At 37.1% G+C, this 23,837-nt stretch carries 23 protein-coding genes and 3 tRNA genes; 11 read left to right on the top strand and 15 right to left on the bottom strand.

The features are described from left to right. The first annotated feature begins 45 nt into the window (after positions 1-45). On the top strand, positions 46-909 hold the full coding sequence (locus AO058_RS16935; RefSeq protein ID WP_075327611.1) for a hydroxymethylglutaryl-CoA lyase: 864 nt from the start codon (positions 46-48) through the stop codon (positions 907-909). Between the two features lie 94 nt (positions 910-1,003). Continuing rightward, positions 1,004-2,476, top strand: coding sequence for an IMP dehydrogenase (gene guaB / locus AO058_RS16930; protein ID WP_075327610.1), 1,473 nt, complete (start codon positions 1,004-1,006; stop codon positions 2,474-2,476). A 99-nt stretch (positions 2,477-2,575) separates the two neighbouring features. Here the strand turns inward: guaB and AO058_RS16925 are convergent, their stop codons facing one another. Then, on the bottom strand, positions 2,576-3,103 hold the full coding sequence (locus AO058_RS16925) for an OmpH family outer membrane protein (protein ID WP_075327609.1): 528 nt from the start codon (positions 3,101-3,103) through the stop codon (positions 2,576-2,578). A gap of 258 nt (positions 3,104-3,361) precedes the next feature. On the opposite strand from AO058_RS16925, the gene AO058_RS16920 reads away from it, so the two are divergent. The 5 genes from AO058_RS16920 (at position 3,362) to AO058_RS16900 (ending at position 10,069) form a co-directional block, all read left to right on the top strand. After that, entirely contained in the window at positions 3,362-4,228 is an 867-nt protein-coding gene (locus AO058_RS16920) for a peptidylprolyl isomerase (protein ID WP_075327608.1), read from the top strand. Beyond that, the gene (locus AO058_RS16915) at positions 4,191-5,648 is read left to right on the top strand and encodes a peptidylprolyl isomerase (protein ID WP_075327607.1); all 1,458 of its coding nucleotides are present in this window, start codon (positions 4,191-4,193) and stop codon (positions 5,646-5,648) included. The genes AO058_RS16920 and AO058_RS16915 overlap by 38 nt, the downstream gene beginning before the upstream one ends. 10 nt (positions 5,649-5,658) lie before the next feature. After that, positions 5,659-6,612: an AAA family ATPase gene (locus AO058_RS16910; RefSeq protein ID WP_075327606.1), complete on the top strand. Its 954-nt coding sequence runs from the start codon at positions 5,659-5,661 to the stop codon at positions 6,610-6,612. A gap of 412 nt (positions 6,613-7,024) precedes the next feature. Further along, positions 7,025-9,292, top strand: a complete 2,268-nt coding sequence (locus AO058_RS16905) for an aconitate hydratase (RefSeq protein ID WP_075327605.1) — start codon at positions 7,025-7,027, stop codon at positions 9,290-9,292. A gap of 213 nt (positions 9,293-9,505) precedes the next feature. Further along, positions 9,506-10,069, top strand: coding sequence for a TlpA family protein disulfide reductase (locus AO058_RS16900; RefSeq protein ID WP_075327604.1), 564 nt, complete (start codon positions 9,506-9,508; stop codon positions 10,067-10,069). A 1-nt stretch (position 10,070) separates the two neighbouring features. Here AO058_RS16900 and AO058_RS16895 read toward each other — a convergent pair whose 3' ends face one another. Genes AO058_RS16895 through AO058_RS16875 form a run of 5 tightly spaced genes read right to left on the bottom strand, consistent with a single transcriptional unit; the run spans position 10,071 to position 14,883 of the window. Further along, positions 10,071-11,207, bottom strand: a complete 1,137-nt coding sequence (locus AO058_RS16895) for a lycopene cyclase family protein (RefSeq protein WP_075327603.1) — start codon at positions 11,205-11,207, stop codon at positions 10,071-10,073. 25 nt (positions 11,208-11,232) lie between these two features. Further along, entirely contained in the window at positions 11,233-11,682 is a 450-nt protein-coding gene (locus AO058_RS16890) for a sterol desaturase family protein (RefSeq protein WP_075327602.1), read from the bottom strand. Position 11,683: 1 nt separating this feature from the next. Then, on the bottom strand, positions 11,684-12,523 hold the full coding sequence (locus tag AO058_RS16885) for a phytoene/squalene synthase family protein (protein ID WP_075327601.1): 840 nt from the start codon (positions 12,521-12,523) through the stop codon (positions 11,684-11,686). 3 nt (positions 12,524-12,526) lie between these two features. Next, positions 12,527-13,987, bottom strand: a complete 1,461-nt coding sequence (locus tag AO058_RS16880; RefSeq protein ID WP_075327600.1) for a phytoene desaturase family protein — start codon at positions 13,985-13,987, stop codon at positions 12,527-12,529. 2 nt (positions 13,988-13,989) lie between these two features. After that, complete coding sequence (locus tag AO058_RS16875) at positions 13,990-14,883, bottom strand: MerR family transcriptional regulator (protein WP_075327599.1); 894 nt, start codon at positions 14,881-14,883, stop codon at positions 13,990-13,992. 104 nt (positions 14,884-14,987) lie between these two features. Here AO058_RS16875 and AO058_RS16870 point away from each other — a divergent pair, with 104 nt between their 5' ends. Continuing rightward, the gene (locus AO058_RS16870; RefSeq protein ID WP_075327598.1) at positions 14,988-15,791 is read left to right on the top strand and encodes an SDR family oxidoreductase; all 804 of its coding nucleotides are present in this window, start codon (positions 14,988-14,990) and stop codon (positions 15,789-15,791) included. Further along, positions 15,766-17,172: an aldehyde dehydrogenase gene (locus tag AO058_RS16865; protein WP_232228861.1), complete on the top strand. Its 1,407-nt coding sequence runs from the start codon at positions 15,766-15,768 to the stop codon at positions 17,170-17,172. Before AO058_RS16870 ends, AO058_RS16865 begins: the two co-directional genes overlap by 26 nt. A gap of 12 nt (positions 17,173-17,184) precedes the next feature. On the opposite strand, the gene AO058_RS16860 is transcribed toward AO058_RS16865, so the two are convergent. The 3 genes from AO058_RS16860 to AO058_RS16850 all read right to left on the bottom strand — a co-directional run bounded on the left by AO058_RS16860 (position 17,185) and on the right by AO058_RS16850 (position 17,631). Next, positions 17,185-17,268: transfer RNA gene (locus tag AO058_RS16860), tRNA-Leu, on the bottom strand. A gap of 77 nt (positions 17,269-17,345) precedes the next feature. After that, positions 17,346-17,418 (bottom strand) — tRNA-Lys (locus AO058_RS16855). Between the two features lie 140 nt (positions 17,419-17,558). Further along, positions 17,559-17,631, bottom strand: a tRNA-Lys gene (locus AO058_RS16850). 125 nt (positions 17,632-17,756) lie between these two features. Between AO058_RS16850 and AO058_RS16845 the strand changes: the two genes are divergently transcribed. Then, positions 17,757-18,275 carry a shikimate kinase gene (locus AO058_RS16845; RefSeq protein ID WP_075327597.1) on the top strand — a complete coding sequence of 173 codons (519 nt, stop codon included), beginning with the start codon at positions 17,757-17,759 and terminating at the stop codon, positions 18,273-18,275. Here AO058_RS16845 and AO058_RS16840 read toward each other — a convergent pair. From AO058_RS16840 to AO058_RS16830, 3 genes are read right to left on the bottom strand one after another with little or no spacing between them, the layout of a single operon-like run. After that, positions 18,270-18,770, bottom strand: coding sequence for a phosphoribosyltransferase family protein (locus AO058_RS16840; protein WP_075327596.1), 501 nt, complete (start codon positions 18,768-18,770; stop codon positions 18,270-18,272). The genes AO058_RS16845 and AO058_RS16840 overlap by 6 nt on opposite strands. 24 nt (positions 18,771-18,794) lie before the next feature. Then, a complete protein-coding gene (locus AO058_RS16835) occupies positions 18,795-19,418 on the bottom strand; it encodes a methyltransferase (RefSeq protein ID WP_317040678.1) in 624 nt (207 codons plus the stop codon). Then, positions 19,378-19,773, bottom strand: a complete 396-nt coding sequence (locus AO058_RS16830) for an RNA-binding S4 domain-containing protein (RefSeq protein WP_075327594.1) — start codon at positions 19,771-19,773, stop codon at positions 19,378-19,380. The genes AO058_RS16835 and AO058_RS16830 overlap by 41 nt, the downstream gene beginning before the upstream one ends. A gap of 79 nt (positions 19,774-19,852) precedes the next feature. Between AO058_RS16830 and AO058_RS16825 the strand changes: the two genes are divergently transcribed. Beyond that, positions 19,853-20,758 carry an FKBP-type peptidyl-prolyl cis-trans isomerase gene (locus AO058_RS16825; RefSeq protein ID WP_075327593.1) on the top strand — a complete coding sequence of 302 codons (906 nt, stop codon included), beginning with the start codon at positions 19,853-19,855 and terminating at the stop codon, positions 20,756-20,758. 202 nt (positions 20,759-20,960) lie between these two features. On the opposite strand, the gene AO058_RS16820 is transcribed toward AO058_RS16825, so the two are convergent. The 3 genes from AO058_RS16820 to AO058_RS16810 form a co-directional block, all read right to left on the bottom strand. Beyond that, the gene (locus AO058_RS16820) at positions 20,961-21,554 is read right to left on the bottom strand and encodes an outer membrane beta-barrel protein (protein WP_075327592.1); all 594 of its coding nucleotides are present in this window, start codon (positions 21,552-21,554) and stop codon (positions 20,961-20,963) included. 122 nt (positions 21,555-21,676) lie between these two features. Continuing rightward, positions 21,677-22,630, bottom strand: coding sequence for a transketolase family protein (locus AO058_RS16815; RefSeq protein ID WP_075327591.1), 954 nt, complete (start codon positions 22,628-22,630; stop codon positions 21,677-21,679). A gap of 104 nt (positions 22,631-22,734) precedes the next feature. Continuing rightward, positions 22,735-23,583, bottom strand: coding sequence for a transketolase (locus tag AO058_RS16810; RefSeq protein WP_075327590.1), 849 nt, complete (start codon positions 23,581-23,583; stop codon positions 22,735-22,737). Positions 23,584-23,837 lie beyond the last annotated feature (254 nt).

Here is a 23,837-nt window from a genome sequence, read left to right as displayed (position 1 = left end):
TTCTAAAGGTTTTTAGATATTCCTTAAAATACTATCTTTGAAAGTATGGATAAAATCAAGCTTATAGAGTGTCCACGAGATGCAATGCAGGGAATTAAAACCTTTATTCCTACCGAAAAAAAGGTACAGTATATTCAATCTTTATTGCGCTGCGGATTTGATACCATAGATTTTGGAAGTTTTGTTTCCCCTAAAGCAATCCCGCAAATGGCAGATTCTGCCGAGGTTTTATCCAAACTAGATTTGAGCACCACTAAAAGTAAATTACTGGCTATTGTTGCCAATACCCGGGGTGCAGAGAATGCTTCCGTTCACAACGAAATTGATTATCTGGGCTATCCGTTTTCTATTTCTGAAAATTTCCAGATGCGTAATACGCATAAAACCATCGCCGAATCGGTAGATATTTTAAGTGAGATCCTGGAAATTGCTGAAAAAACAAACAAAGAAGTAGTAGCCTATCTTTCTATGGGCTTTGGGAATCCTTATGGAGATCCATGGAATGTGGAGATAGTAGGGGAGTGGACAGAAAAATTGTCGGCCATGGGAGTGAAAATCCTTTCTTTATCTGATACTATTGGGAGCTCTACTCCTGATATAATTGAATATTTATTTTCAAATTTAATTCCAGAATATCCTGAAATTGAATTTGGAGCTCATCTCCATACCACCCCAACAAAGTGGCACGAAAAAATTGATGCAGCATACAAATCGGGTTGTAGAAGATTTGACGGAGCGATCCAGGGATTTGGCGGTTGCCCAATGGCCAAAGACGAATTAACAGGAAATATGCCTTCAGAAAAAATGCTTTCCTATTTCAATTCCAAAAAAGCAGATTCAAATATAAAAATGACGAGTTTTGAATCGGCCTATAACGAAGCATCTAAAATCTTTACCGCTTATCATTAAATCTTATAATTTAATTTTCTGATAACTAATATCTTTTAAGCCAGATTTTGCTATAAAAAGCTTATATTTGCACGCAATTAAATCTTTAATTGCTATGATCGCACACGATTCCAAAATCTTAGGAGAAGGCCTTACTTACGATGATGTATTGCTAGTTCCCGCTTACTCTGAAGTACTACCTCGAGAAGTAAGTATTCGCACAAAATTCACAAAAAACATTTCTATAAATGTGCCCATAATCTCGGCCGCAATGGATACGGTTACCGAATCCAGGATGGCTATTGCTATGGCCAGGGAAGGCGGAATTGGTGTTTTGCATAAGAATATGACTGCCGAGCAACAGGCACTTAAAGTTCGTAAAGTAAAGCGTGCCGAAAGCGGAATGATTATAGATCCCGTTACTTTACCTATTACTGCCAATGTGAGCGATGCGAAAGCAAATATGCGCGAGCATAGTATTGGTGGAATCCCAATTGTAGACGATGATGGGAAATTGCTGGGCATTGTTACAAACAGGGACCTTAGATTTGAAAAAAATAATAGCAGGCCAATTGCTGAGGTTATGACTTCAGAAAACCTGGTAACTGTGGCCGAAGGCACTTCGCTGGACGAGGCAGAAGATATTTTACAGGAAAATAAGATTGAAAAACTTCCTGTGGTTAATAAAGATAACAAGCTTGTTGGGCTTATAACTTTTAGGGATATTACTAAACTTACCCAAAAGCCTAATGCAAATAAAGATAGCTTTGGAAGACTTCGTGTTGCTGCAGCCATTGGGGTAACCGCAGATGCGGTAGATAGAGCAGAGGCTTTGGTTAATGCAGGGGTAGATGCAATTATTATTGATACTGCACATGGGCATACCAGAGGTGTGGTTTCGGTTTTAAAAGACGTAAAAGCAAAGTTCCCTGATTTAGAAGTGGTAGTAGGAAATATTGCTACTGGTGAAGCTGCTAAATATTTAGCTGAAGCCGGAGCAGATGCGGTAAAAGTAGGAATTGGTCCCGGTTCAATTTGTACTACCAGAGTTGTGGCAGGAGTTGGATTTCCTCAATTTTCTGCAGTTCTTGAAGTTGCAGCAGCACTAAAAGGAACTGGCGTTCCGGTAATTGCCGATGGCGGAATTCGCTATACCGGTGATATTCCTAAAGCTTTAGCTGCCGGAGCCGATTGTGTAATGCTTGGATCCTTGCTTGCCGGAACTAAAGAATCTCCAGGGGAAACAATTATTTACGAAGGAAGAAAATTTAAATCCTATCGCGGTATGGGATCTGTAGAGGCTATGCAAAAAGGCTCTAAAGATCGTTATTTCCAGGATGTGGAAGATGATATAAAGAAACTTGTACCGGAAGGTATTGTTGGTAGGGTTCCTTATAAAGGAGAGCTGGAAGAAAGTATACACCAGTTTGTAGGTGGTTTAAAAGCCGGGATGGGTTATTGCGGCGCGAAAGATATTCCAACATTAAAGGAGAATGCAAAGTTTGTGAAGATTACCGCTTCAGGAATTCACGAGAGCCACCCGCACGATGTAACTATTACCAACGAGTCGCCTAATTACAGTAGGTAGACTAGACGGCTATTCAAAAATATAGACCCCACAAGTTTTATGAACCTGTGGGGTCTTACTTATTTATTCCAGTATTAAATGAAATAGAGTCTCTAAACTCTATTCTTCTTCTTCTGTTGTTTCAGGAATTTCAATTCCCATTTTATTCATTACTTTTTCGGTAATATCATATTCTTCAGCCGAAAAAGCAAGACTGTTTCCACCGGCGTGAAGAATTTGCGTAAAACCTTCTTCCTGTATTACTGCTCGCATAGCGACATTAATTTTTTCGTAAAGCGGATTGGTAAGTTCGTTTCGTCTCATTTGCATCATTACCTGGGCTCTTTGTCTAAATTGCTTGATTTGGTTTTCCAATTCAATAATTTCAGATTCACTTTGTTGCCGGGCTTCATCGGCAAGTGTTTCTACATTTGCCTGGTAGCTCTTTACCAGGGTGTCATATTTTTTCACACTTCCCTGGAAATCTTGTTGTAATTGCTTATCGTAAGCCTGTAAGCCTTCATTTACCTCTTCCATTTCGGGCATTTGGGAAAGGATGTAATCGGTATCTATGGTTCCTACTTTTGTTTGTGCGCTAACAAAAACGCTAAAACATAAAAAAGCAATTAATAAACTGCTGCGTATCATAATAATATTGTTTTTGGCAAATATAATAGCAGGTTTTAATTATTCATACAAAATCTCTTAAAACTATTGCAGCTTCAAAATTATTTTAGTCATTTTCAATTTAACAAGCCTATTTCATTTTAAAATTATAATTTTAAGAAGCTTATAATCGTTTAGCCATAAGCTTGTAGAACCTATAGGAATTCTTATTTTTGCCTACGCGCAAATTACAGGCTGTTAGTCTTTTAAAAATGGTATGTAAATTGCTATCTCAACTTAATGAATTTGAAGATATCATCGTTTTTTATAGTTTCTTTAATTGCCGCTTTTTTGCTCGCAAGTTGTACTTATTTTGAGAAAGATGAAGCGCGTAAAGTGATAGTAAGAGTGAACGATTCTTATTTGTATGAAGAAGATATTAATGCTTTAATTAACGAAAATACGTCTACAGAAGACAGTAGTCTTATTGTGTCTAATTACATTACACGTTGGGCAACACAGCAATTACTTATAGACCGGGCGCAATTAAACCTTCCTGAAAGTCAGCAAAAAGAGTTTAGAGACCTTATAGAAAACTATAAAAATGAACTTTATACAAGTGCATATAAAGATGCTGTAGTAGGCAGGCAATTAGATAGTAGTTTAACCAAGAGCGAGAAAAAGGTGTATTTTGAAGAAAATAAAGGAAATTTTAAACTTACTGAAGATTTATTGAAACTAAGGTATGTAAGCCTGGAAGAGAATAATACTAATATAGAGGAAATAAAAACTTATCTCAAACGCTTTAATGAAGAGGATAAAGAAGAACTTGAAAAATTATCGCTTCAGTTTAAAAATTACTCGTTAAACGATTCGGTTTGGGTAAAGATTAAAACGGTTTACGATAAGATCCCCGCGTTATCATCTAATAATAGGGACAATCTATTAAACAAATCTAATTTTTTTGAGGTAGAAGATTCATTAGGTGTATATTTGATCTACGTAAATGATGTGTTGGAACATGGGCAGGATGCTCCATTTGAGTATGCAGAACCTACCATAGAAAAGATTTTGCTTAATAAGCGAAAAAGAAATTTAATAAAAGAACTGGAAAAAGATATTACAAAAGATGCAATTAAAAATGAACAATTTGAAATCTATAATTAAAAATACGGGCTTTCTTTTGGCCGTTTTACTGGGTTTTACCGGTTATTCGCAAGATGTGATTGTAACCGATAGTACCTCAATTCAACCAGAAGAGGAGATCGCACAAAATACCGTTGCCGAAACTAACAATTCAGAACGTCGTAAAGTAGACGGAATTGCGGCTGTAATTGGAGATTATATTATTCTTGACAGCGATGTAGATATGATGTACAAAGATATGCAAAGCCAGGGAATGTCTACTGCAGATGTGACCGATTGCCAACTGGCCGGTTCCCTTATGGAAAACAAGCTTTATGCACACCACGCCATCCAGGATAGTATTATTGTAATGGATGCCGAGGTTAATAGTTATATAGATCAGCAAATTTCTGAAATGGTACGCCAGGTAGGTTCTATGGATAAAGTCCTGGAATTCTACAATAAAGAAAATGAAGCTGAATTTAGAAGCGAATTGTTCGAGCTTAATAAAGAGCGACAGTTAGCAAACCGTATGCAGCAAAGAATTGTGGAAAATGTAGAAATTACTCCTGAAGAAGTAAGAGCTTATTACGAAAGCATTCCCGAAGACGAATTACCGGTTTTTGGAGAAGAAGTAGAGCTTTCTCAAATTGTTATAGAGCCGGAAATTCCTGAAAGTGAAAAACAAAAAGTAATTGATCGTTTAAAAGACTTTAGGGCAGATGTTTTAGATAACGACGCCAGCTTTGCCACTAAAGCGGTGTTATATTCTCAAGACCCTGGAAGTGCAAGGGACGGGGGTAGAATTTCTCTTTCAAGAAAAGATAATTTTGTAAAAGAATTTAAAGACGTAGCTTTTAGTCTTCAAGCAGGGGAAGTGAGCGAACCTTTTGAAACCGAATTCGGTTTTCATATTATCCAGGTAGATAGAATTAGAGGACAAAACATAGACCTAAGACATATACTACTTATTCCAGATGTTACCAATGCTTCAGTAGAAGAAGCCAAGGCAAAAATTGATAGCATTAGAAAAAGAGTAGACGAAGGGGTTTTAGATTTTGCTGAAGCTGCCCGTGAATTTTCTGATGAAGAAGAAACCAGGGGAGATGGTGGGAAACTTATAAACCCAAGAACGGGTGATACTCGTTTTGAACTTTCTAAGATAGACCCAAAATTGTATGATGAGGTAGGAGATTTGCAGGAAGGTGAACTTTCTTTAAGAATGCGCGACCAGGATAGAACCGGGCGCCCGTTTTTTAAACTTATAAAAGTAAATAAAAGAATAGCGGAGCACGAAGCTAATTACGCTACAGATTTTACAAAGATCAAAGAGCTTGCGTTAAGAGATAAACAGTTAGAAGCTATAGAAGAGTGGCAACAGGAAAAAATAGGAGATACCTATATAAAAGTAAACGGAAAGTTTAAAGACTGTGAGTATAGCAGTAACTGGTTAAAAAAATAGCATTTTATCAATGTCAGACGTTGCTCTAGTAGAAAAACTGGTGGTTAAACACCGGGATTTAAAGAAAGAAATTGCCAAAATAATAGTAGGGCAGGATGTGGTTATAGACCAAATCCTGCTTTCGGTTTTTTCAGGAGGGCATTCGTTGTTGGTTGGGGTTCCCGGTTTAGCCAAAACCTTAATGGTAAATACCATTTCCCAGGCTTTAGGCCTCGATTTTAAAAGAATACAATTCACCCCAGATCTTATGCCCAGCGATATTTTGGGCGCAGAGATCCTGGACGAAAACAGGAGCTTTAAATTCATAAAAGGTCCGGTTTTTTCAAATATCGTCCTTGCCGACGAGATTAATAGAACCCCGCCTAAAACCCAGGCTGCTTTATTAGAAGCTATGCAGGAAAGATCTGTAACCGTTGCCGGGCATAATTACAAGTTGGCCAATCCTTATTTTGTACTAGCTACTCAAAACCCAATAGAGCAGGAGGGAACCTATCCCTTACCTGAAGCGCAGTTAGACCGGTTTATGTTTTCTATTCTTCTGGAATACCCAAGTTTTCAGGAAGAAGTAGACGTGGTGAAAAGCACAACTTCAGATAAAACTCAAAAGATAAATGCGTTATTTTCTGCGGAAGAAATCGTAGAAATTCAGCAATTAATTCGTAGAATTCCTGTGGCCGATAATGTGGTGGAATATGCTGTGAAACTGGTAGGAAAAACCAGACCAGGTTCTCCTGAAGCCCTGCAATTTGTAAAAAACTATTTAGATTGGGGAGCAGGGCCAAGAGCCTCTCAAAATCTTATTCTTGCCGCTAAATCTCACGCAGCGGTGAATGGAAAATTCTCCCCCGATATTGAAGATGTACAGGCGGTAGCTATTGGAATTTTACGCCATAGAATTATTAAAAATTACAAAGCTGAAGCCGAAGGAATTTCAGAAGAAAAAATAATTCGAGACCTTTATTAAGAGCTGGGATTTCGCTTAATTCTATTTGAAAATAATTGGGCATAACTTTCGTACTGGAAGGCTTTTCTATTTTTGGGGCTTTTTTCTCAATTCTGAGAAAAAAACTTATTCCACCTTTAAAATAACAGGTTCAAGAAATTCAAGTAAGGTCTCACCAGCATTTGCTTATCAAGAATGGGTTTAAATTTTGATTTATTCAGTACGAGTAATTGAATTTTTGAGAATTCGGTTATATTAATTTGCGGAATTCATAATATTCATCCCCAATATTATCTTTAGTTGAATTTAAGTTATTATAAATTATGAAATGTAAAATTATTTTCATTAAATTTTGATAATCACTTCTTATTTTCAAAATCCACTCGAAATCCTTAAATTTGCTAGACTTTTTTAGAACTAAATATATAATAATATGGCATACGATATTGATATGATCAAGAAGGTGTACAGCCAAATGGCCGAACGTGTGAATACTGCACGTGAGGTGGTTGGAAAACCTTTAACCCTTTCAGAAAAAATCCTTTATTCGCATTTATGGGATGGTGCAGCCAAAGAGGCTTACCAAAGAGGAAAAGACTATGTAGAATTTGCGCCAGACAGGATTGCCTGCCAGGATGCAACGGCCCAAATGGCTTTATTGCAGTTTATGCAAGCCGGGAAAAAACAGGTTGCAGTTCCAACTACAGTGCATTGTGATCACCTTATCCAGGCCAAAATGGGAGCTGCAATAGATTTGCAGGCTGCCAATAAATCAAGTAGTGAAGTTTTTGATTTTCTTGAATCTGTTTCTAACAAATATGGAATTGGTTTTTGGAAACCGGGAGCAGGTATTATTCACCAGGTTGTTTTAGAAAACTATGCATTCCCTGGAGGAATGATGATTGGTACCGATTCTCACACGGTAAATGCCGGTGGGCTTGGAATGGTTGCCATTGGTGTTGGTGGTGCCGATGCGGTAGATGTAATGGCCGGAATGGCCTGGGAGCTTAAATTTCCAAAACTTATTGGCGTTAAACTAACCGGAAGCCTTTCTGGATGGACCGCTGCAAAAGATGTAATTTTAAAAGTTGCCGGGATTCTTACTGTAAAAGGGGGAACGGGAGCAATTATTGAATATTTTGGCGAAGGTGCCCGCTCTATGTCGGCTACCGGAAAAGGAACTATTTGTAATATGGGAGCTGAAGTTGGTGCCACCACTTCAACTTTTGGGTACGATGAGTCTATGGACCGTTACCTACGTGCTACAGATCGTGCTGAAGTTGCAGACGCCGCCAATGAGATTAAAGAACACTTAACAGGAGATGATGAGGTTTATGCAAATCCTGAACAATATTTTGATGAGGTAATTGAAATTAATCTATCAGAATTAAAGCCTCACCTTAACGGGCCATTTACGCCAGATTTAGCAACTCCTATTTCTGAAATGGGTGCTAAAGCAAAAGAAAACAACTGGCCAATTAATGTAGACTGGGGATTAATAGGATCCTGTACCAACTCTTCTTATGAAGATTTAACCCGGGCAGCTTCTATCGCAAAACAGGCGGTAGATAAAAAAGTAAAAGCAAAATCTGATTTTGGTATTAATCCAGGATCTGAACAAATTAGGTTTACTGCAGAACGTGACGGATTGTTAAAGATCTTTGAAGATCTTGATGCTACAATTTTCACCAATGCCTGTGGACCTTGTATTGGCCAATGGGATAGAAGTGATAGAAAAGGGGACGAGAAAAACACTATTGTGCATTCTTTTAACCGAAACTTTTCAAAACGTGCCGATGGTAACCCAAATACCCACGCCTTCGTAGGTTCTCCAGAGATGGTTGCTGCAATAGCGATTTCAGGTAGATTGGATTTTGATCCAACTCGCGATAAGCTTATCAATGAAGATGGGGAAGAAGTGATGTTAGACGAACCAACAGGAATTGAATTACCTTCTGATGGGTTTGATGTTGAAGAAGATGGGTATGTGCCACCAAACGAAGATGGAAGCTCTGTAGTAGTAAAAGTAGCTGAAGACAGTGAAAGACTACAGTTATTAACTCCATTTGAGCCCTGGGATGGTAAAAATCTTATGGGAGCTAAGTTGTTAATTAAAGCTTTTGGTAAATGTACTACCGACCATATTTCTATGGCAGGACCGTGGTTACGTTATAGAGGTCACTTAGATAATATTTCTAACAATTGCCTTATTGGGGCTATTAATGCTTACAATAAAAAGACAAACTTTGTAAAAAGTCAACTTACCGGTGAGTATGACGGTGTTCCCGCTGTACAACGTACTTATAAAAAAGAAGGTGTTCCAACTGTAGTTGTAGGAGACCACAATTATGGGGAAGGTTCTTCTAGAGAGCACGCGGCTATGGAGCCTCGCCACCTGGGAGTAAAAGTGGTATTGGTAAAATCTTTTGCCCGTATTCACGAAACCAATCTTAAGAAACAAGGTATGTTAGGATTGACTTTTGACAATGAGGCCGATTATGACCTTATCCAGGAAGACGATACTTTCAACTTTATAGATCTTGAAGATTTTGCTCCAGACAAGCAAATTACTGTAGAGATTGTACATGCTGATGGTAGTAAGGATACTATTAAAACAAACCATACTTATAACCAACCTCAAATTGAGTGGTATAAACATGGTTCAGCTTTAAACTTAATTAAGAAGCAAAACGCCGCTTAATTAGTTTAGGATTATATTTATAAAGAGGCTGATTAATTTTTGATCGTCTCGTCATTCTGAACTTGTTTTCAGAATTTAAATTCTTAGGAGTTAGACCCTGAAACAAGTTCAGGGTGACGTGGAGAAAATCAATTTTAATCAGCCTCTTTTTTATGGATTAAATTTAGATGTTAAGTACCTTTGTTATATACGTCTAAGTATTAAAATTCGGCAATGAAGAAGCTTTTCAAGAATCAATGGTCTAACATTATTTTTATTGTAATTATCCTGGTAATGATTATCCCACAAACCCGGAAACCCATTCAAATTGTGGTAAATAAAATTTTTGCGTTTAGCCCTTCGGCAACAGATGAAGAAGACAGGAAAGAGCTGAAAACTTACAATTGGACCTTGGAAACGAAAGATGGGAATAGAGTTGATTTTGCTGAATCTAAAGGAAAAGTGATAATCGTAAATTACTGGGCTACCTGGTGCCCACCCTGTATTGCTGAAATGCCAAGTTTCCAGGAACTTTATACAGATTATAAGGACGATGTAGCATTTTATTTTATCTCTGGCGAAGATCACGAAACTACCAACAACTTTCTGAAGCGTAAAGGCTATAACTTCTCCAGTTACAGGATGCTCTCAGAAGATCCCAAACCTTTAGATGGTTATACCTTACCTTCTACTTATGTAATTGATAAAAGCGGAACTATTGTAGTAGATAAAAAAGGCGCGGCCGACTGGAATAGTCAGAATTTTAGAAACCTGTTAAGTCAGCTTTTAGCTGAATAAATTAAAAGGTTTTCCTGAAAAATGATTTCACAAAATCGAAACTATAAAGCGAAAACATAATTTTTAAGTCTTCTGAAACTGAAGTTTCTTCATCCAGGTATTTAAAAATATCCTGTGGAGAATTTTTAGTGTAAAATTTGGTAAAAATTTCTTCTCCTTTTTGATTATTCTGGGCGAGTACATCCAGAAAAATTGCATCGTACTTTCTGAATTTTTCATTGATTAAGTTTTCTCCCGGTATTTTTCCGCTTTTAATATTTTTAATTATTCGGTTTATACGCTTTTCTGTGTTTTTAAACGAATAACCGGTAGAAGGTTTTACCCAGCCACCACCGGTACCAATTTTGGTAATTTGTTTAGTGTTTGCTTTATTAAAAGGGAAATCGGTCATTGGGATTATGCCGGTTTCAGTGCTTTTAATCGTAAAATCCTTTGTTTTTAAAACCTTTTCAAAATATTTCTGAAGCATTTCGTCATACACTTTATCTTCAGTTAAAAAGGGAGAGAAAAAAGTATATTCAACTAATGCTTTTCTTTCAGTAAATGGGAGGATATAAGTAAAAGCGGTAGCGCCGGGATACTTAATTCTATAATCCATCATCGTAAAAGAATCTGGGCTAAAAGTGGGTTTTTCGGTTTCTACTTCCCAGCCTTTAAAATGCTGAAAAATAGTAGTGTGTTTTTTACTTTCCAGGTAAGAAGGATCTACCCTGCTGTCAAAAAAATGAGTAGCGCCATAAGATGTTTTTCGGCCTTTGGCTTTCATAGTTACGGGATCAATTTTCTGAATTTCATCGGTAATAAATTCAATATCACCAGATTCTTCTATCTCTTCCTGCAATTTTTGATGATAATCTGCAGCCTTTATCATCTTATAGGAATAAGGGGAAAGTTGTAATTCTATATTTTCTTCAGAAGAAATGAATTTTCCGTTATTCCAGGATTTGGTAAGTAGATGATCCCATTTGCCTGAGCCTTTTTCCCAATAACACCAGGTTTTAACCGGAACAGAAAAATCAGAATCTATTATGGCAATCTTTTTTCCTTTGAAAAAAACATCCCGGCTAAGTTGCCGGGCTAATTGAAGGCCTGCAAGTCCTCCACCAATAATAACATAAAAATATACGGGACCTAGCATAAATTACTAACGCAGCATTACTATTTTATTTTTTAAAGTATTTGAAAGGTACGAATAACATTCCAAAACATTCGCCATCGTCTTTGCCAAGATGTTTATGATGCATTTTATGTGCTCTTCTTATTCCTTTAGCGAAACGGTTATTAGCATTTCTAAACATTTTAAATCGTTGGTGTATAAAAATATCGTGAACCGTAAAGTAAGTAATGCCATAGGCTAAAATTCCCAGGCCAATGGGTAGGCCAATCCAAACATCTTCATAACGCCAAAGTAGGAAAAAACCAATACTAACCAGTGCGTAAAAAATAAAGAAAAGATCGTTGCGTTCCCACCAGTGGCTGTGGTCTTTGTGGTGGTGGTCTTTGTGCAGTTTCCAGAGTAATCCGTGCATAATATATTTATGGGTAAACCAGGCCATTCCTTCCATACCGGCGAAAGTGCCCAGAAAAACCAGAATCCATAATAAAATATCCATATTAAATAAGTTTTAATCTATAAGAAATATACGATTTGGCCAAGAGCCCTGCTTTTTGATAATCTGGAACCCTTATCCTGCTGTTCCTAATTTCTAAAGAAGGTACTTTTTTAAGCTTGTGCAATAATTTTCTATAATAAATATATGCGGTGTAAACACCAAATTTAGCTTCTACTGGTAAATGCGAAATTCCGCTTAAACCATGTTTAAAATCTTCTTCTATTTCTGCTATAATCTTTTGTTTGCTGGCTTCATCTAATTGTTCAAGATTGGTGCCGGGGAAATAACTACGGCTAAGATCTTCAAAATCGGCTTTAAGGTCTCTTAAAAAATTCACCTTCTGAAAAGCAGAGCCTAAACTCATTGCAGATTGCTTCAGCGATTCATATTTTTTATGATCCCCCTTTACAAAAACCTTTAAACACATAAGGCCTACTACGTCTGCACTTCCGTAGATATATTCTTTATATTCGGCAATACTAAGATAGTCAGATTTATGCAAATCTAAGCGCATACTCTTCATAAAAGCGCGATAAAGCGATTCGTCTATTTGATACTTATGTACGGTTTCCTGAAAAGAATTTAAAATAGGATTTAGGCTAATTTTATCTTTAATTGCTTTATAAAGATCTACTTCAAAATCGTTAAATAGTTTTTCCTTATCATAGTCATGAAATGTGTCTACAATTTCATCGGCAAAGCGCACAAAGCCATAGATATTATAAATATCCTGACGAATAGAGGGCGCGAGCATCCTGGTTGCCGTAGAGAACGAGGTGCTGTAATGGTGAGTAACAGTTTTACTACAAGCCCGTGAAACATTGTCAAAAATGGCTTTCATAATTTAATTTTCTTTTTGAATTAATCCCGCAGCGAGCTTTCCCGAAATAAGGGAAGGAGGCACGCCGGGGCCGGGAACACTTAACTGCCCGGTAAAAAATAATTTGTGCACTTTTTTACTCTTTAATTTAGGTCTTAAAAATGCAGTTTGTAAAAGGGTATTTGCCAGGCCATAAGCATTACCCTTATAAGAATTATAATCTTCTTTAAAATCTTTAACACAAAATGATTCTTTAAAAAGAAGATGATCGGTTACATTTTGATTGGTTAAACTTTCAAACCGGCTTATAATTTTCTGAAAATATTTCTCCCTAATTTCTGGAGTATCTTCCACATCGGGTGCCAGCGGAATTAAAAATATACCGGCTTCTTTTCCTTCTGGCGCGGCGGCATCATCTGTAACTGATGGAAAGCTTGCATAAAACAACGGATTTTCTGGCCACTCGGCATCATCGTAAATTGCTTTTGCGTGTTTCTCGAAGTCGGTATCAAAAAATAAGGTATGATGCGTTACATTCTCTAATTTCTTATTAAAACCGGCAAAAAATAATAAAGCTGAAGGAGCAAAGGTCTTTTTTTGCCAGTAAGACTCCTTGTATTGTCTTTTGTATTCCGGCAGTAAAGTTTCGGTATGATGATAATCGGCACCGCTAAGAATATAATCGGCTTCTATTTTTTCACCGTTTACCTGCATTCCTGTTGCGGTATTGTTTTCAACAAAAATTTCAGAAACCGCGGCATTCGTATTTATTTTAACTCCCAGGGAATTAGCCAGGTTTTCCATGGCTTCAATCACCTTATACATTCCGCCTTTGGGGTGCCAGGTGCCCAGGCCAAAATCGGCGTAATTCATAAAACTATAAAAAGCCGGGGTGTGGCTGGCTTTAGCTCCAAGAAATAGTACCGGAAATTCAAGAATTTGAATAAGTTTCTGGTTGGTAAATTCTTTCCTGACTTCTTTAGAAATTGTGCTAAAAAACTGGCCTATTTTGCCTGCGGTGGTGGGCGTAATTAATTCTAAAGGAGAAACGCCGGGGCGATATACCAAATCTTTAATGGCTATATCATAATTGTTTTTAGCTTCCTCAATAAACTGTTTTAGCTTTATTGAACTCCCGGGTTCTTCGGCTTCAAAAGCCGCGCAAATTTTATCGAGGCTGTCTTCTATGGTAATGCTATCATTTTTTCCGAAGAAAACTTTATAAGCGGGACTTAGTTTTTCCAGCTCATAATAATCTGAAGGTTTTTTGCTAAAATCGGCAAAAAAACGTTCAAAAACATCGGGCATCCAATACCATGTAGGACCAATATCAAAACAGAATCCGTCTTTTTTTAGCTGGCGTGCCCGCCCGCCGATGTTTGCATTTTTTTCAAATATATCTACCCTATAGCCATCTCTTGCGAGGTAGCAGGCCGCAGCGAGGGAAGCAAATCCGGAACCAATAACAGCAACTTTCTTCTTCATATTTAAAGGTTATCTATAAATTGGTTTAGGTTGGTGTGGGTTTTCACAAAAGCGGGAAGCTCTTTATGCTGAATTTCCCTTATTTTATGCCCAAAAAGTAATAATTCGTAAGTTTTCTTTTCGCAAACTTCCTCGTTAAATTGATTTATAAAATCTTCTACATCTCCGGGTGCGGTGGTAAAATAACTTACAAAACTCAGGTTGTCGTGGCGCTCTAACAGATAGCCAAGATCGGTTAAAGGTAAACTTGGGCCCAGATAAATTGCCTGGTTCCCGTGATATAGAAGTTCATAATACAGGTAAATAATCCCAATATCGTGAATTTCATTTTCGGGAAGAAAGAGTACGTATAACTTATCGGAAGTTGGTTTGACCTCTTTCTTTATTTCAGCGAGATTAAAATATAATTTTTGTTTAATAAGATCTACAATATAATGCTCGTGAATTGGCTTAATGGTATCGGTTTGCCACAACATACCAATTTGCTCCAGTAAGGGAAGAAAAACCTGGTGAAAAATTTGCCTGAAGCTTTTATCTTTCTGTAGCGTCTCGTATGTATTATTAAAAAGCTCTTCATCAAAATTCATCATAGAAAGTTTAAATGAATTTTGAGCTCGGTTTTCTTTACTTGTACTGGCAGAAATACTTCTTACCATTTTAGCAATTTCTTCATCACTGAGTTTGGAAATCCTTGAGATTTTATAGCCGTGTTCGTTTAAGAAAGCAACGTTTAAGATCTTTTGAAGATTAGAACTATCGTATGTCCTTATATTTGTAGAAGTACGATCGGGATTTAAGATATTATATCTTTTTTCCCAAATTCTTATGGTATGAGCCTTGATTCCGCTTAAATTTTCAAGGTCTTTTATACTGAAATTTTGCTTAATTAGTTCCATATTGTGTTTAAGATAGTCAAATCTAATTAAAATTGAACATTAAACACTTTACGAAAGTGTTAAAATGTTTAATTGTTTAGTTAAAAAGTTAAACACTAAAATTTATGACGACGATTTCTTCAAAACTTGTCCTTATAACCGGTGGCGCATCTGGTATAGGAAAAATAATGGGCAGGGAAGTATTAAAGCATGGGGGTAAATTGGTAATTTGGGATGTGGATAAACTCAATTTACAAAAAACACTTAATGAATTTGAGGAATTGGGGGAGGTATATGGATACACCATAGATATCACCAATACCGTGTGGGTAAAGGAAATGGCCAGGCAGGTAGAGGAAGAAATTGGAGGAATTGATATTTTAATCAATAATGCCGGAATTGTGTATGGTGGTTATTTTCACGAGAATTCTTCAGAAAAAATAGAAAAGACAATGAAGGTAAATGCCATTGCCCCAATGCAACTTGCATTAACTTTTCTTCCCGGTATGATCAAAAGGAAAAGAGGTCATATTTGTAATATAACCTCTTCTGCCGGTCTGGTCTCTAATCCAAAAATGGCGGTTTACGCCGGCAGCAAATGGGCTGCCACCGGTTGGTCTGATAGTTTACGGTTGGAAATGGAACAGCTTAAAACGGGCGTTGGCCTAACCACGGTTACTCCTTATTATATTAATACCGGAATGTTTGACGGGGTGAAATCTAATATCCCTATTCTGGATCAAACTAAAGTGGCTAAAAAAATAATTAAAGCAATTGAAAAGAACAGGATCTATCTAAGTATGCCGTGGAGTATGCGTTTTGTAAGATTTTCACAGGGACTTTTTCCAATTTGGTTTTACGATTGGTTTGTAGGAAGGGTAATTGGGGTGTATAAAACAATGGATGAATTTAAAGGTCGAAAAAAATAAGGATATGGAAGAAACTTCAGCAAAAGAGATAGCCGAAATATATAAGAATCAAAGAACGTTTTTCGCTTCTCAGGAAACTAAAAGTATAGATTTCAGGCTTCAGCAGTTAAAGAAATTAAAAAAAGCCATTCTTCAATATGAAGATAAAGTGAATAAAGCTTTATGGGAAGACCTTCATAAATCTAAGGAAGAAGCTTTTCTTACCGAAACCAGTTTGCTTATAGAAGAGTTGAATTATCATATTAAAAGCCTCAAGAAATGGTCACAGCCTAAAAAAGTAGGGACACCTTTACAAATTAAACCTTCCGGCTCAAAAATCTATTTTGAGCCCCTGGGCATTGGTCTAATAATCGCGCCGTGGAATTACCCGTTTCAGCTTACTATAAATCCATTAATTGGTGCCATTTCTGCCGGATGCTGTGCGGTGCTAAAACCTTCACCAGACACACCAAATGTAGCCAGGGTTATAAAAGAAATGATTTCAGAATTTTTTCCTTCAGAATATATTTCGGTAGTGCAGGGAGGGAAGGAAGCTAACCAGGAGCTGTTTAAATTTCCATTTGATGTTATGTTTTTTACCGGTAGTCCGGGTGTGGGGAAAACCGTAATGAAAGCTGCTGCCGAGCATTTAAGCCGAGTGGTTTTAGAACTGGGAGGTAAAAGCCCCTGTATAGTAGATAAAGCGGCAAACCTAAAAATTGCCGGAAAAAGAATTGCCTGGGGTAAAATTATAAATGCAGGCCAAACCTGTATCGCACCAGATTATTTGCTGGTTCACAAGGATATTAAGAAAGATCTCTTAGCTGAAATTTCTAAATCTTTTGAAGAAATGCTGGGAGATAATATCGCAAATTCTAATCATTATGGCCGAATTGTAAACCCAAATGCAATGAATAGGTTAATGAAATATTTAGATGGCGATATATATTACGGCGGAAAAGTAAATTTAGAAGAAAAATATATTGCTCCTACGATTTTAAATAACGTAAAACCTGAAGATGAGATTATGCAGGAAGAGATCTTCGGGCCTATTTTACCGGTAATGGAATTTGAAGAAATAGAGCAAGCTTTATCTTATATAAACAAGAATGAAAAACCGCTTGCACTTTATTATTTTGGAAAAGATAATGGCGCAGATCAAGTTTTGCGGGAAACAAGTTCTGGGGGAGCCTGTATAAACGATACGCTCTTACACGTAGCGAACCATAAATTGCCTTTTGGAGGTGTGGGAAATAGCGGAATGGGGAAATATCACGGTAAAGAAAGTTTCCTGGCTTTTACGCACGAAAGAGGCGTGGTAAATTCAACTACAAAACTGGATATACCATTAAAGTATCCACCTTATAAGTTTTTTGGATTAATAAAGAAAATAGTAGGATAGGAATTTAGAAAGTGCCCGGAGCGGGAGTCGAACCCGCACGCCCTAATGGACACATGGCCCTCAACCATGCCTGTCTACCAGTTCCAGCACCCGGGCTTAAAACAAGTCTGGAAATAGTACATTTCCTAGGGCTGTTGCAAAAATTGAATTCAAAGAATTCTGAACTTAAAAAGTGATCTGGCTGGGGCTCGAACCCAGGACCCTCTCCTTAAAAGGGAGATGCTCTACCAACTGAGCTACCAGATCGGTTGTGAATATTTCAAAAAAATAAATTCAATTAAGAATTCTGAACTTAAAAAGTGATCTGGCTGGGGCTTCCCGAAACTCTACTTTACTGCGTTTCGTTAGGGACAGGTTTCTCGCCAACTAAATCAAAATTTATTTTGTGATCTGGCTGGGGCTCGAACCCAGGACCCTCTCCTTAAAAGGGAGATGCTCTACCAACTGAGCTACCAGATCAATAAAAAGCATCCGTCTTTTTGCGAATGCGGGTGCAAATATACATTCATTAATTTATTTTTCAAGCCTAAATTGAGATAAATTTATATTAGATTTGAATCCTTCTAATAATAAGTACTTTAACTATGAAAATTTTTTTAACCGGGTATATGGGATCGGGTAAGTCGGTGGTAGGAGAGAAGCTTGCTAAAAATCTGAATTACAAATATGTAGATCTCGATGATCAAATAGAAGTGATCCAGGGAAAAAGTATTAATGATATTTTTGAGGATAGAGGCGAACTTTATTTTAGAAAACTGGAATCACAAATTTTAGACGATATTTTGGAAAATAATTCAGATATGGTGATCTCTTTAGGAGGGGGAACGCCATGTTACGGAGATAATTTTGACCGAATTTGTGCCCAAAAAGATGCAAAAAGCATTTACTTAAAAGCATCTATCCCAACATTAACCGAAAGGCTTTTCCAGGAAAAAGTTCATAGACCGGTAATTAGTCATTTAGACTCCCGGGAGACTTTAGAAGAATTTATTAGGAAACATCTCTTTGAGCGCGCCTATTATTACAGCCAGTCGGATATTACCGTAAACGTAGACGAAAAAGAACCTGAATTTATTGTAGATCAAATTATAGAAAAACTATAAAAGCTCTGCTTTAAATTTATTTGCTTCAAAAGAAACTTCTACCATTTCGTTTAAAGAAGTGGAGAGCGAAATTCCTTTAAAATCGGCTTTTACAGGGTATTTTTTATGATTTCGGTCTACTAAAACCGCTGTTTTAAATTGTTTAAGCGGAACATTTAAAAAATGTCTTACGCCATAAATTAAGGTGGTCCCAGAGTTTAAAACATCATCTACCAAAATAACCGATTTATCTTGATAAACCTCGGGTTCCAACGAAGTAGTAATTTCTTCCAGCGGATTTTTCTTATTTACGTAAACTTCGCACAACTTGATTTTTAGCGGAGAAATCGTTTCTAAAGCTTCTTTTAAATGCAAGGCTAATTGATGGCCCTTTTTAGAAATACCGGCAAGAATAATTTCCTTTTCATCAATATTGCTTTCGTAAACCTGGTAGGCTATACGTTTAATTTTATGCTGAATTTGTTCGTGATTTAAAATAAGTACACGTTCTTTCATTTGCTTATATGTTTGGGTTCAGCGTCAAACTGACTTTTTTCTGAATTTAAAAAATAATTCGTTTCCCTGCCTTGGTTTTATAGAATTGTAGCAGGTTTCGAGGATTTCAATTTTAAAATACGGACTAAAATACGTTAAATATTCTTCTTTGTTTCCGCCAAAAGGCGGACCTTGTTCTGTAAGCGGAAATTTAAAAAGCAGTCCGCTTAGCAATCCATTCTCATTTAAAATTTCAGCAGATTTTTTTGCATAATCCTGCCTGGAACTTACCGGAAGCGCACAGAAGAAGGTTTGCTCTAAAATAAGATCAAAAGAATCTTCAATTTCAAAGAAATTAATGGGCAATAATTGTTCTTCCGGAAAATTGGGTAAACGGTTTTTTAGATTTTTTAGGGGATTTTTGCTAATATCGGCTACATATACATTTTTAAAACCCTGTTTAAATAAATATTCGGCTTCATAGCCATTTCCGGCGCCGGGAATTAATATTTTAAGTTCCCTGTCTGCAAGCTGATCTATATACTGTTTCAGTGGGGGAGATATTTCGCCAATATCCCAGCCGGTTTGGTTTTCTTCGTAGCGTTGCGACCAAAATGCCGAAGAAAAACTACGATTTGATGTCATCTGGATTGGGATCTGTGTTTTCAAACCAATCGTCTATATCACGACGATCTTTTTTAGTAGGTCTTCCTGTACCTTTTTTACGATAATAATCTTTAGAGTATTTTAAAAGCTCTAATTTTTCAAAAGCTTCTTTTGGGGTTACATCAATTATATAAAGATTTACCAGTTTTGCGCCAACCCGGTTGGGCGGAAGGTCTAAAACTTCAATTTGATAATCTATCTGGTTTTTTCTTACGGTAAGTTTATCGTTTGGAAAAATTTCTTTAGAGGGCTTTACATTAGCGCCATCTACTTTCACTTTTCCCTGCTTGCATGCGTTGGTGGCAATGCTTCGGGTTTTAAAATATCTTACGCACCATAAAAACTTGTCAACTCTCATAAAATCTCTCCTTTAAAACTGCGTTAATCTTAAACAAAAATACAAGAATATTGTATCTTGCGCGCCAAAAATAAAGACAATGCGATTAAACAAATTTTTTATTCTAAGCCTTATTTCAGCTTCAACTCTAATTTCCTGTAACGATGATGATAATAGAAATACGCCGCAAATTGAGGAAAGAGACCCTGAAGAGCAGGCTTTGACTGATGCCGATTCAATAAATAATTTCCTGGACACCCATTTTTACAATTACGAAGAGTTTGAAAATCCTTCAGATGATTTTGATTATATGGTTCGTCTTGATACAATTGCCGGTGAAAATGCAGATAAAACACCACTTTCTGAAGAGGAAAACCTGATTATGAAAACGGTGGTGAATAATGATGTAGAATACAATATGTATGTATTAAAGGTTAGAGAAGGGGAAGGCCAACAACCAAAATTCACCGATTCTACTCTTGTTAGTTACCGCGGGGAACTATTAAACCTTACCGCTTTTGATAATGCAAATACACCTGTTTGGTTTGATCTTACCACACTAATAAAAGGCTTTACTGAAGGAATTATAGAATTTAAAGGAGCTTCGGGATATAAGGTAAATCCAGATAATACGGTAGATTTTAATGACGATTATGGCATTGGAGCTTTAATTTTTCCTTCAGGTTTAGGATATTTTTCAAGTTCACAAACCAGTATTCCACCTTATAGTCCTTTGGTTTTTAACGTGCAGTTATTCCGTGTTAATGAAACCGATCACGATCGGGATGGTATTCCCAGCTGGATGGAAGATTTAAATGAAAATAACAATATTTTGGACGATGATAGCGATGGTGACGACACTCCAAATTTTGCTGATGCCGATGATGATGGTGATGGAAAACCAACCCGTGATGAAATAATTATCAATGAAGATGGTAGTATAGAGTTTCCAGATTCTAACGGAAATGGAACTCCAGATTATTTAGATCCCGATACTTTTGAATAAGTAAAAGCTTAAGTATTTTATATAGAAAAGAGGTTAAGTAGAAAGTTAACTTAAACGTCATCCTGAACTTGCTTCAGGATCTAAGTTGTTTTAAAACATATTAGAAGCTGAAACTAGTTCAGCTTGACGAAGAAAGTCTTTTTACTTAACCTCTCCTTTTTTATTAAACAGAATAGAACTTTCCTGTTTGGTTACTTTTAACTTAAAAAGCGTAAGACAAACTCAAAATCCATTGAGAAGGTCTGGAATCTATTGAAAAATTATCTGAAGCTTCTTCACTAAAAGCGGTATTTTCGGTAAAAGCGCCTTCATATCTTACATCAAAACCTAATCTACCCAGATTTATACCGGCACCTACCTGGTAACCTACCGTTATATCTTTTTCAACATCGCCAATTTTTAGCGGAGTATCTTCCAGCTCATTATTTATAATATACTGAAATGAAGGACCTGCTTTTATATTTAAGGGTCCTAAAACATTTACGCCCAATAAAATAGGCGCATCAATTTTATCAATTTTATAGTTGAAAGTTTCATATTCGGTATTCAGGCGAGTGAACATTAGTTCTGGCTGAAGAAAAATTCCCACAATCTCAAAACGACTGAAAAGCCCTATATGATACCCTGATTTTTCTTTACCTTCAATGATATCTCCTAAATCGTTAGAAGCATTTTCCATTTTAAGATCTCCGGTAGCCCCGTAGTTGAAACCACCTTTAATTCCAAAATCTGCTTCCTGTGCTATGAGTCCAGCAGAGGAGCACACAAAAAAAGCGATAAACATTAATTTTTTCATAGTAGATTGTTTTATTGTTAGGTTTAAATAACGCACAAATAGTGCCTGTTATTTTTTACTGAATAAAAAAAGCCTTTAAGAATCACATTCTTAAAGGCTTTAAAGATAATTAAAAAGAAGTTTTATTTTCTTTTTAGCACTTTTTCTGTGGCTTTAATAATCGCTTCTGCGTTAAGTCCGTATTTTTCAAATAATTGTTCCGGGGTGCCGCTTTCTCCAAAAGTATCCTGGGTGGCCACAAATTCTTGTGGTGCCGGATTATTTTCGGCTAAAGTGCGGGCAACGCTTTCTCCAAGACCGCCAAGGAAGTTATGTTCTTCGGCAGTTACCACACATCCGGTTTTCTTAACCGATTTGATAATGGCTTCTGCATCTAAAGGTTTGATCGTGTGAATATTGATCACATCAGCACTAATTCCTTTTTCTGAAAGTTTTTGGGCCGCCTGTATCGCTTCCCAAACCAAATGGCCGGTAGCAATTATAGTTACATCATCCCCTTCATAAAGTTGAACTGCTTTCCCAATTTCAAACTTTTGATCTTCCGGAGTGAAATTAGCTACTTTTGGTCGTCCAAACCGAAGGTAAACCGGGCCATCGTGCTCAGCAATAGCCAAAGTTGCGGCTTTGGTCTGGTTAAAATCGCAGGTATTTATTACCGTCATTCCTGGTAACATTTTCATAAGGCCTATATCTTCCAGGATTTGGTGGGTGGCTCCATCTTCTCCTAAAGTTACTCCAGAGTGAGAAGCACAAATCTTTACGTTCTTCCCCGAGTAGGCGATAGATTGTCTAATTTGGTCGTAGACTCTTCCCGTCGCGAAATTTGCAAAAGTACCTGCAAATGGAATCTTCCCGCCAATGGTAAGACCTGCGGCCATTCCCATCATATTGGCTTCGGCAATTCCTACCTGAAAGAAACGCTCCGGATTTTCATCTATAAAATCCTGCATTTTAAGCGATCCTATAAGGTCGGCACAAAGTGCTACTACGTTAGGATTGGTTCTGCCAAGCTCGGTAAGTCCCGCACCAAAACCGGAACGGGTATCTTTTTTTCCTGTATCTGTATATGTCTTCATTCTAAATTTCTTTGTCATTTCCACTTTTCTGGAAATCTATATTATTTTATATCCATTCCCCTTAAAATCAAATTCCTCCCCTTCGGGGAGGCTAGGTGGGGCTTTTAATAATCTCCTAAAGTTTCAGGATTTTGAGAAAGCGCAGTTTCTAATTGCTCATCGTTAGGCGCTTTTCCGTGCCAGGCGTGGGTATGCATCATAAAATCTACACCATTACCCATAACGGTAGTCATAAGTATACAAACCGGTTTTCCTTTTCCGGTACGGGATTTGGCTTCAGTTAATCCATCAATTACCTGTTGCATATCGTTACCATCTTCAATCTCCATTACATCCCAACCAAAAGCTTCAAATTTAGCTTTCAGGTTACCCATTGGTAAAACGGTTTCTGTACTTCCGTCTATTTGCTGGCCATTTACGTCTACTGTAGAAATGATATTGTCTACCTTATTACCGGCGGCATACATAATAGCCTCCCAGTTTTGACCCTCCTGTAATTCACCATCTCCGTGAAGGGAAAATACTAAATGCTTATCCTTATTCAGTTTTTTAGCCTGAGCAGCTCCAAGAGCAACCGACATTCCCTGGCCCAAGGAACCTGAGGCAACACGAATTCCCGGCAGGCCTTCGTGCGTTGTAGGGTGCCCCTGCAACCTGGAATCTATAAGTCGGAAAGTATTTAATTCATCTACAGGAAAATAACCACTACGAGCTAAAACGCTATAGAAAACCGGTGAAATATGACCGTTGGAAAGAAAGAAAAGGTCTTCGTCTTTCCCGTCCATATTAAACTCGGGTTTGTGTTCCATAATTCCGCCCTGGTACAAAACGGTGAAAAATTCTGTGCAACCAAGCGAACCTCCCGGGTGTCCCGAATTCACCTTGTGAACCTGCCTTAAAATATCCCGGCGTACCTGGGTGGCAAAATCTTCTAATTCTTTGATCTTTGACATTAAAGTAAAATTGTGTTGTTAAAATGATAGCCACAAAAATAGCTTTTTATAAAGCTTTGTCAAAGTGCTTGCCTTCCAGTTATTAAGAAAACTAACCAAGTAACTAACAATTTCCTGGTGTAAACTTCTTTTATTAAATTTTCAATCGATTGCGATATTTGAAAGCTCGGCTGTCTTTAAATCAAAAAAAAATTTTAATACCCCTTGGGTTTGTCAAAAGGAAGTTTACTTGAGTATCTTTGCACTCACTTAAA

This window comes from Salegentibacter sp. T436, assembly GCF_001932675.1.
GTDB classification, from domain to species: Bacteria; Bacteroidota; Bacteroidia; order Flavobacteriales; family Flavobacteriaceae; genus Salegentibacter; species Salegentibacter agarivorans.
The sequence above is the reverse complement of the archived record's forward strand: the minus strand, read 5'-3'. Positions and strand labels throughout refer to the sequence as shown.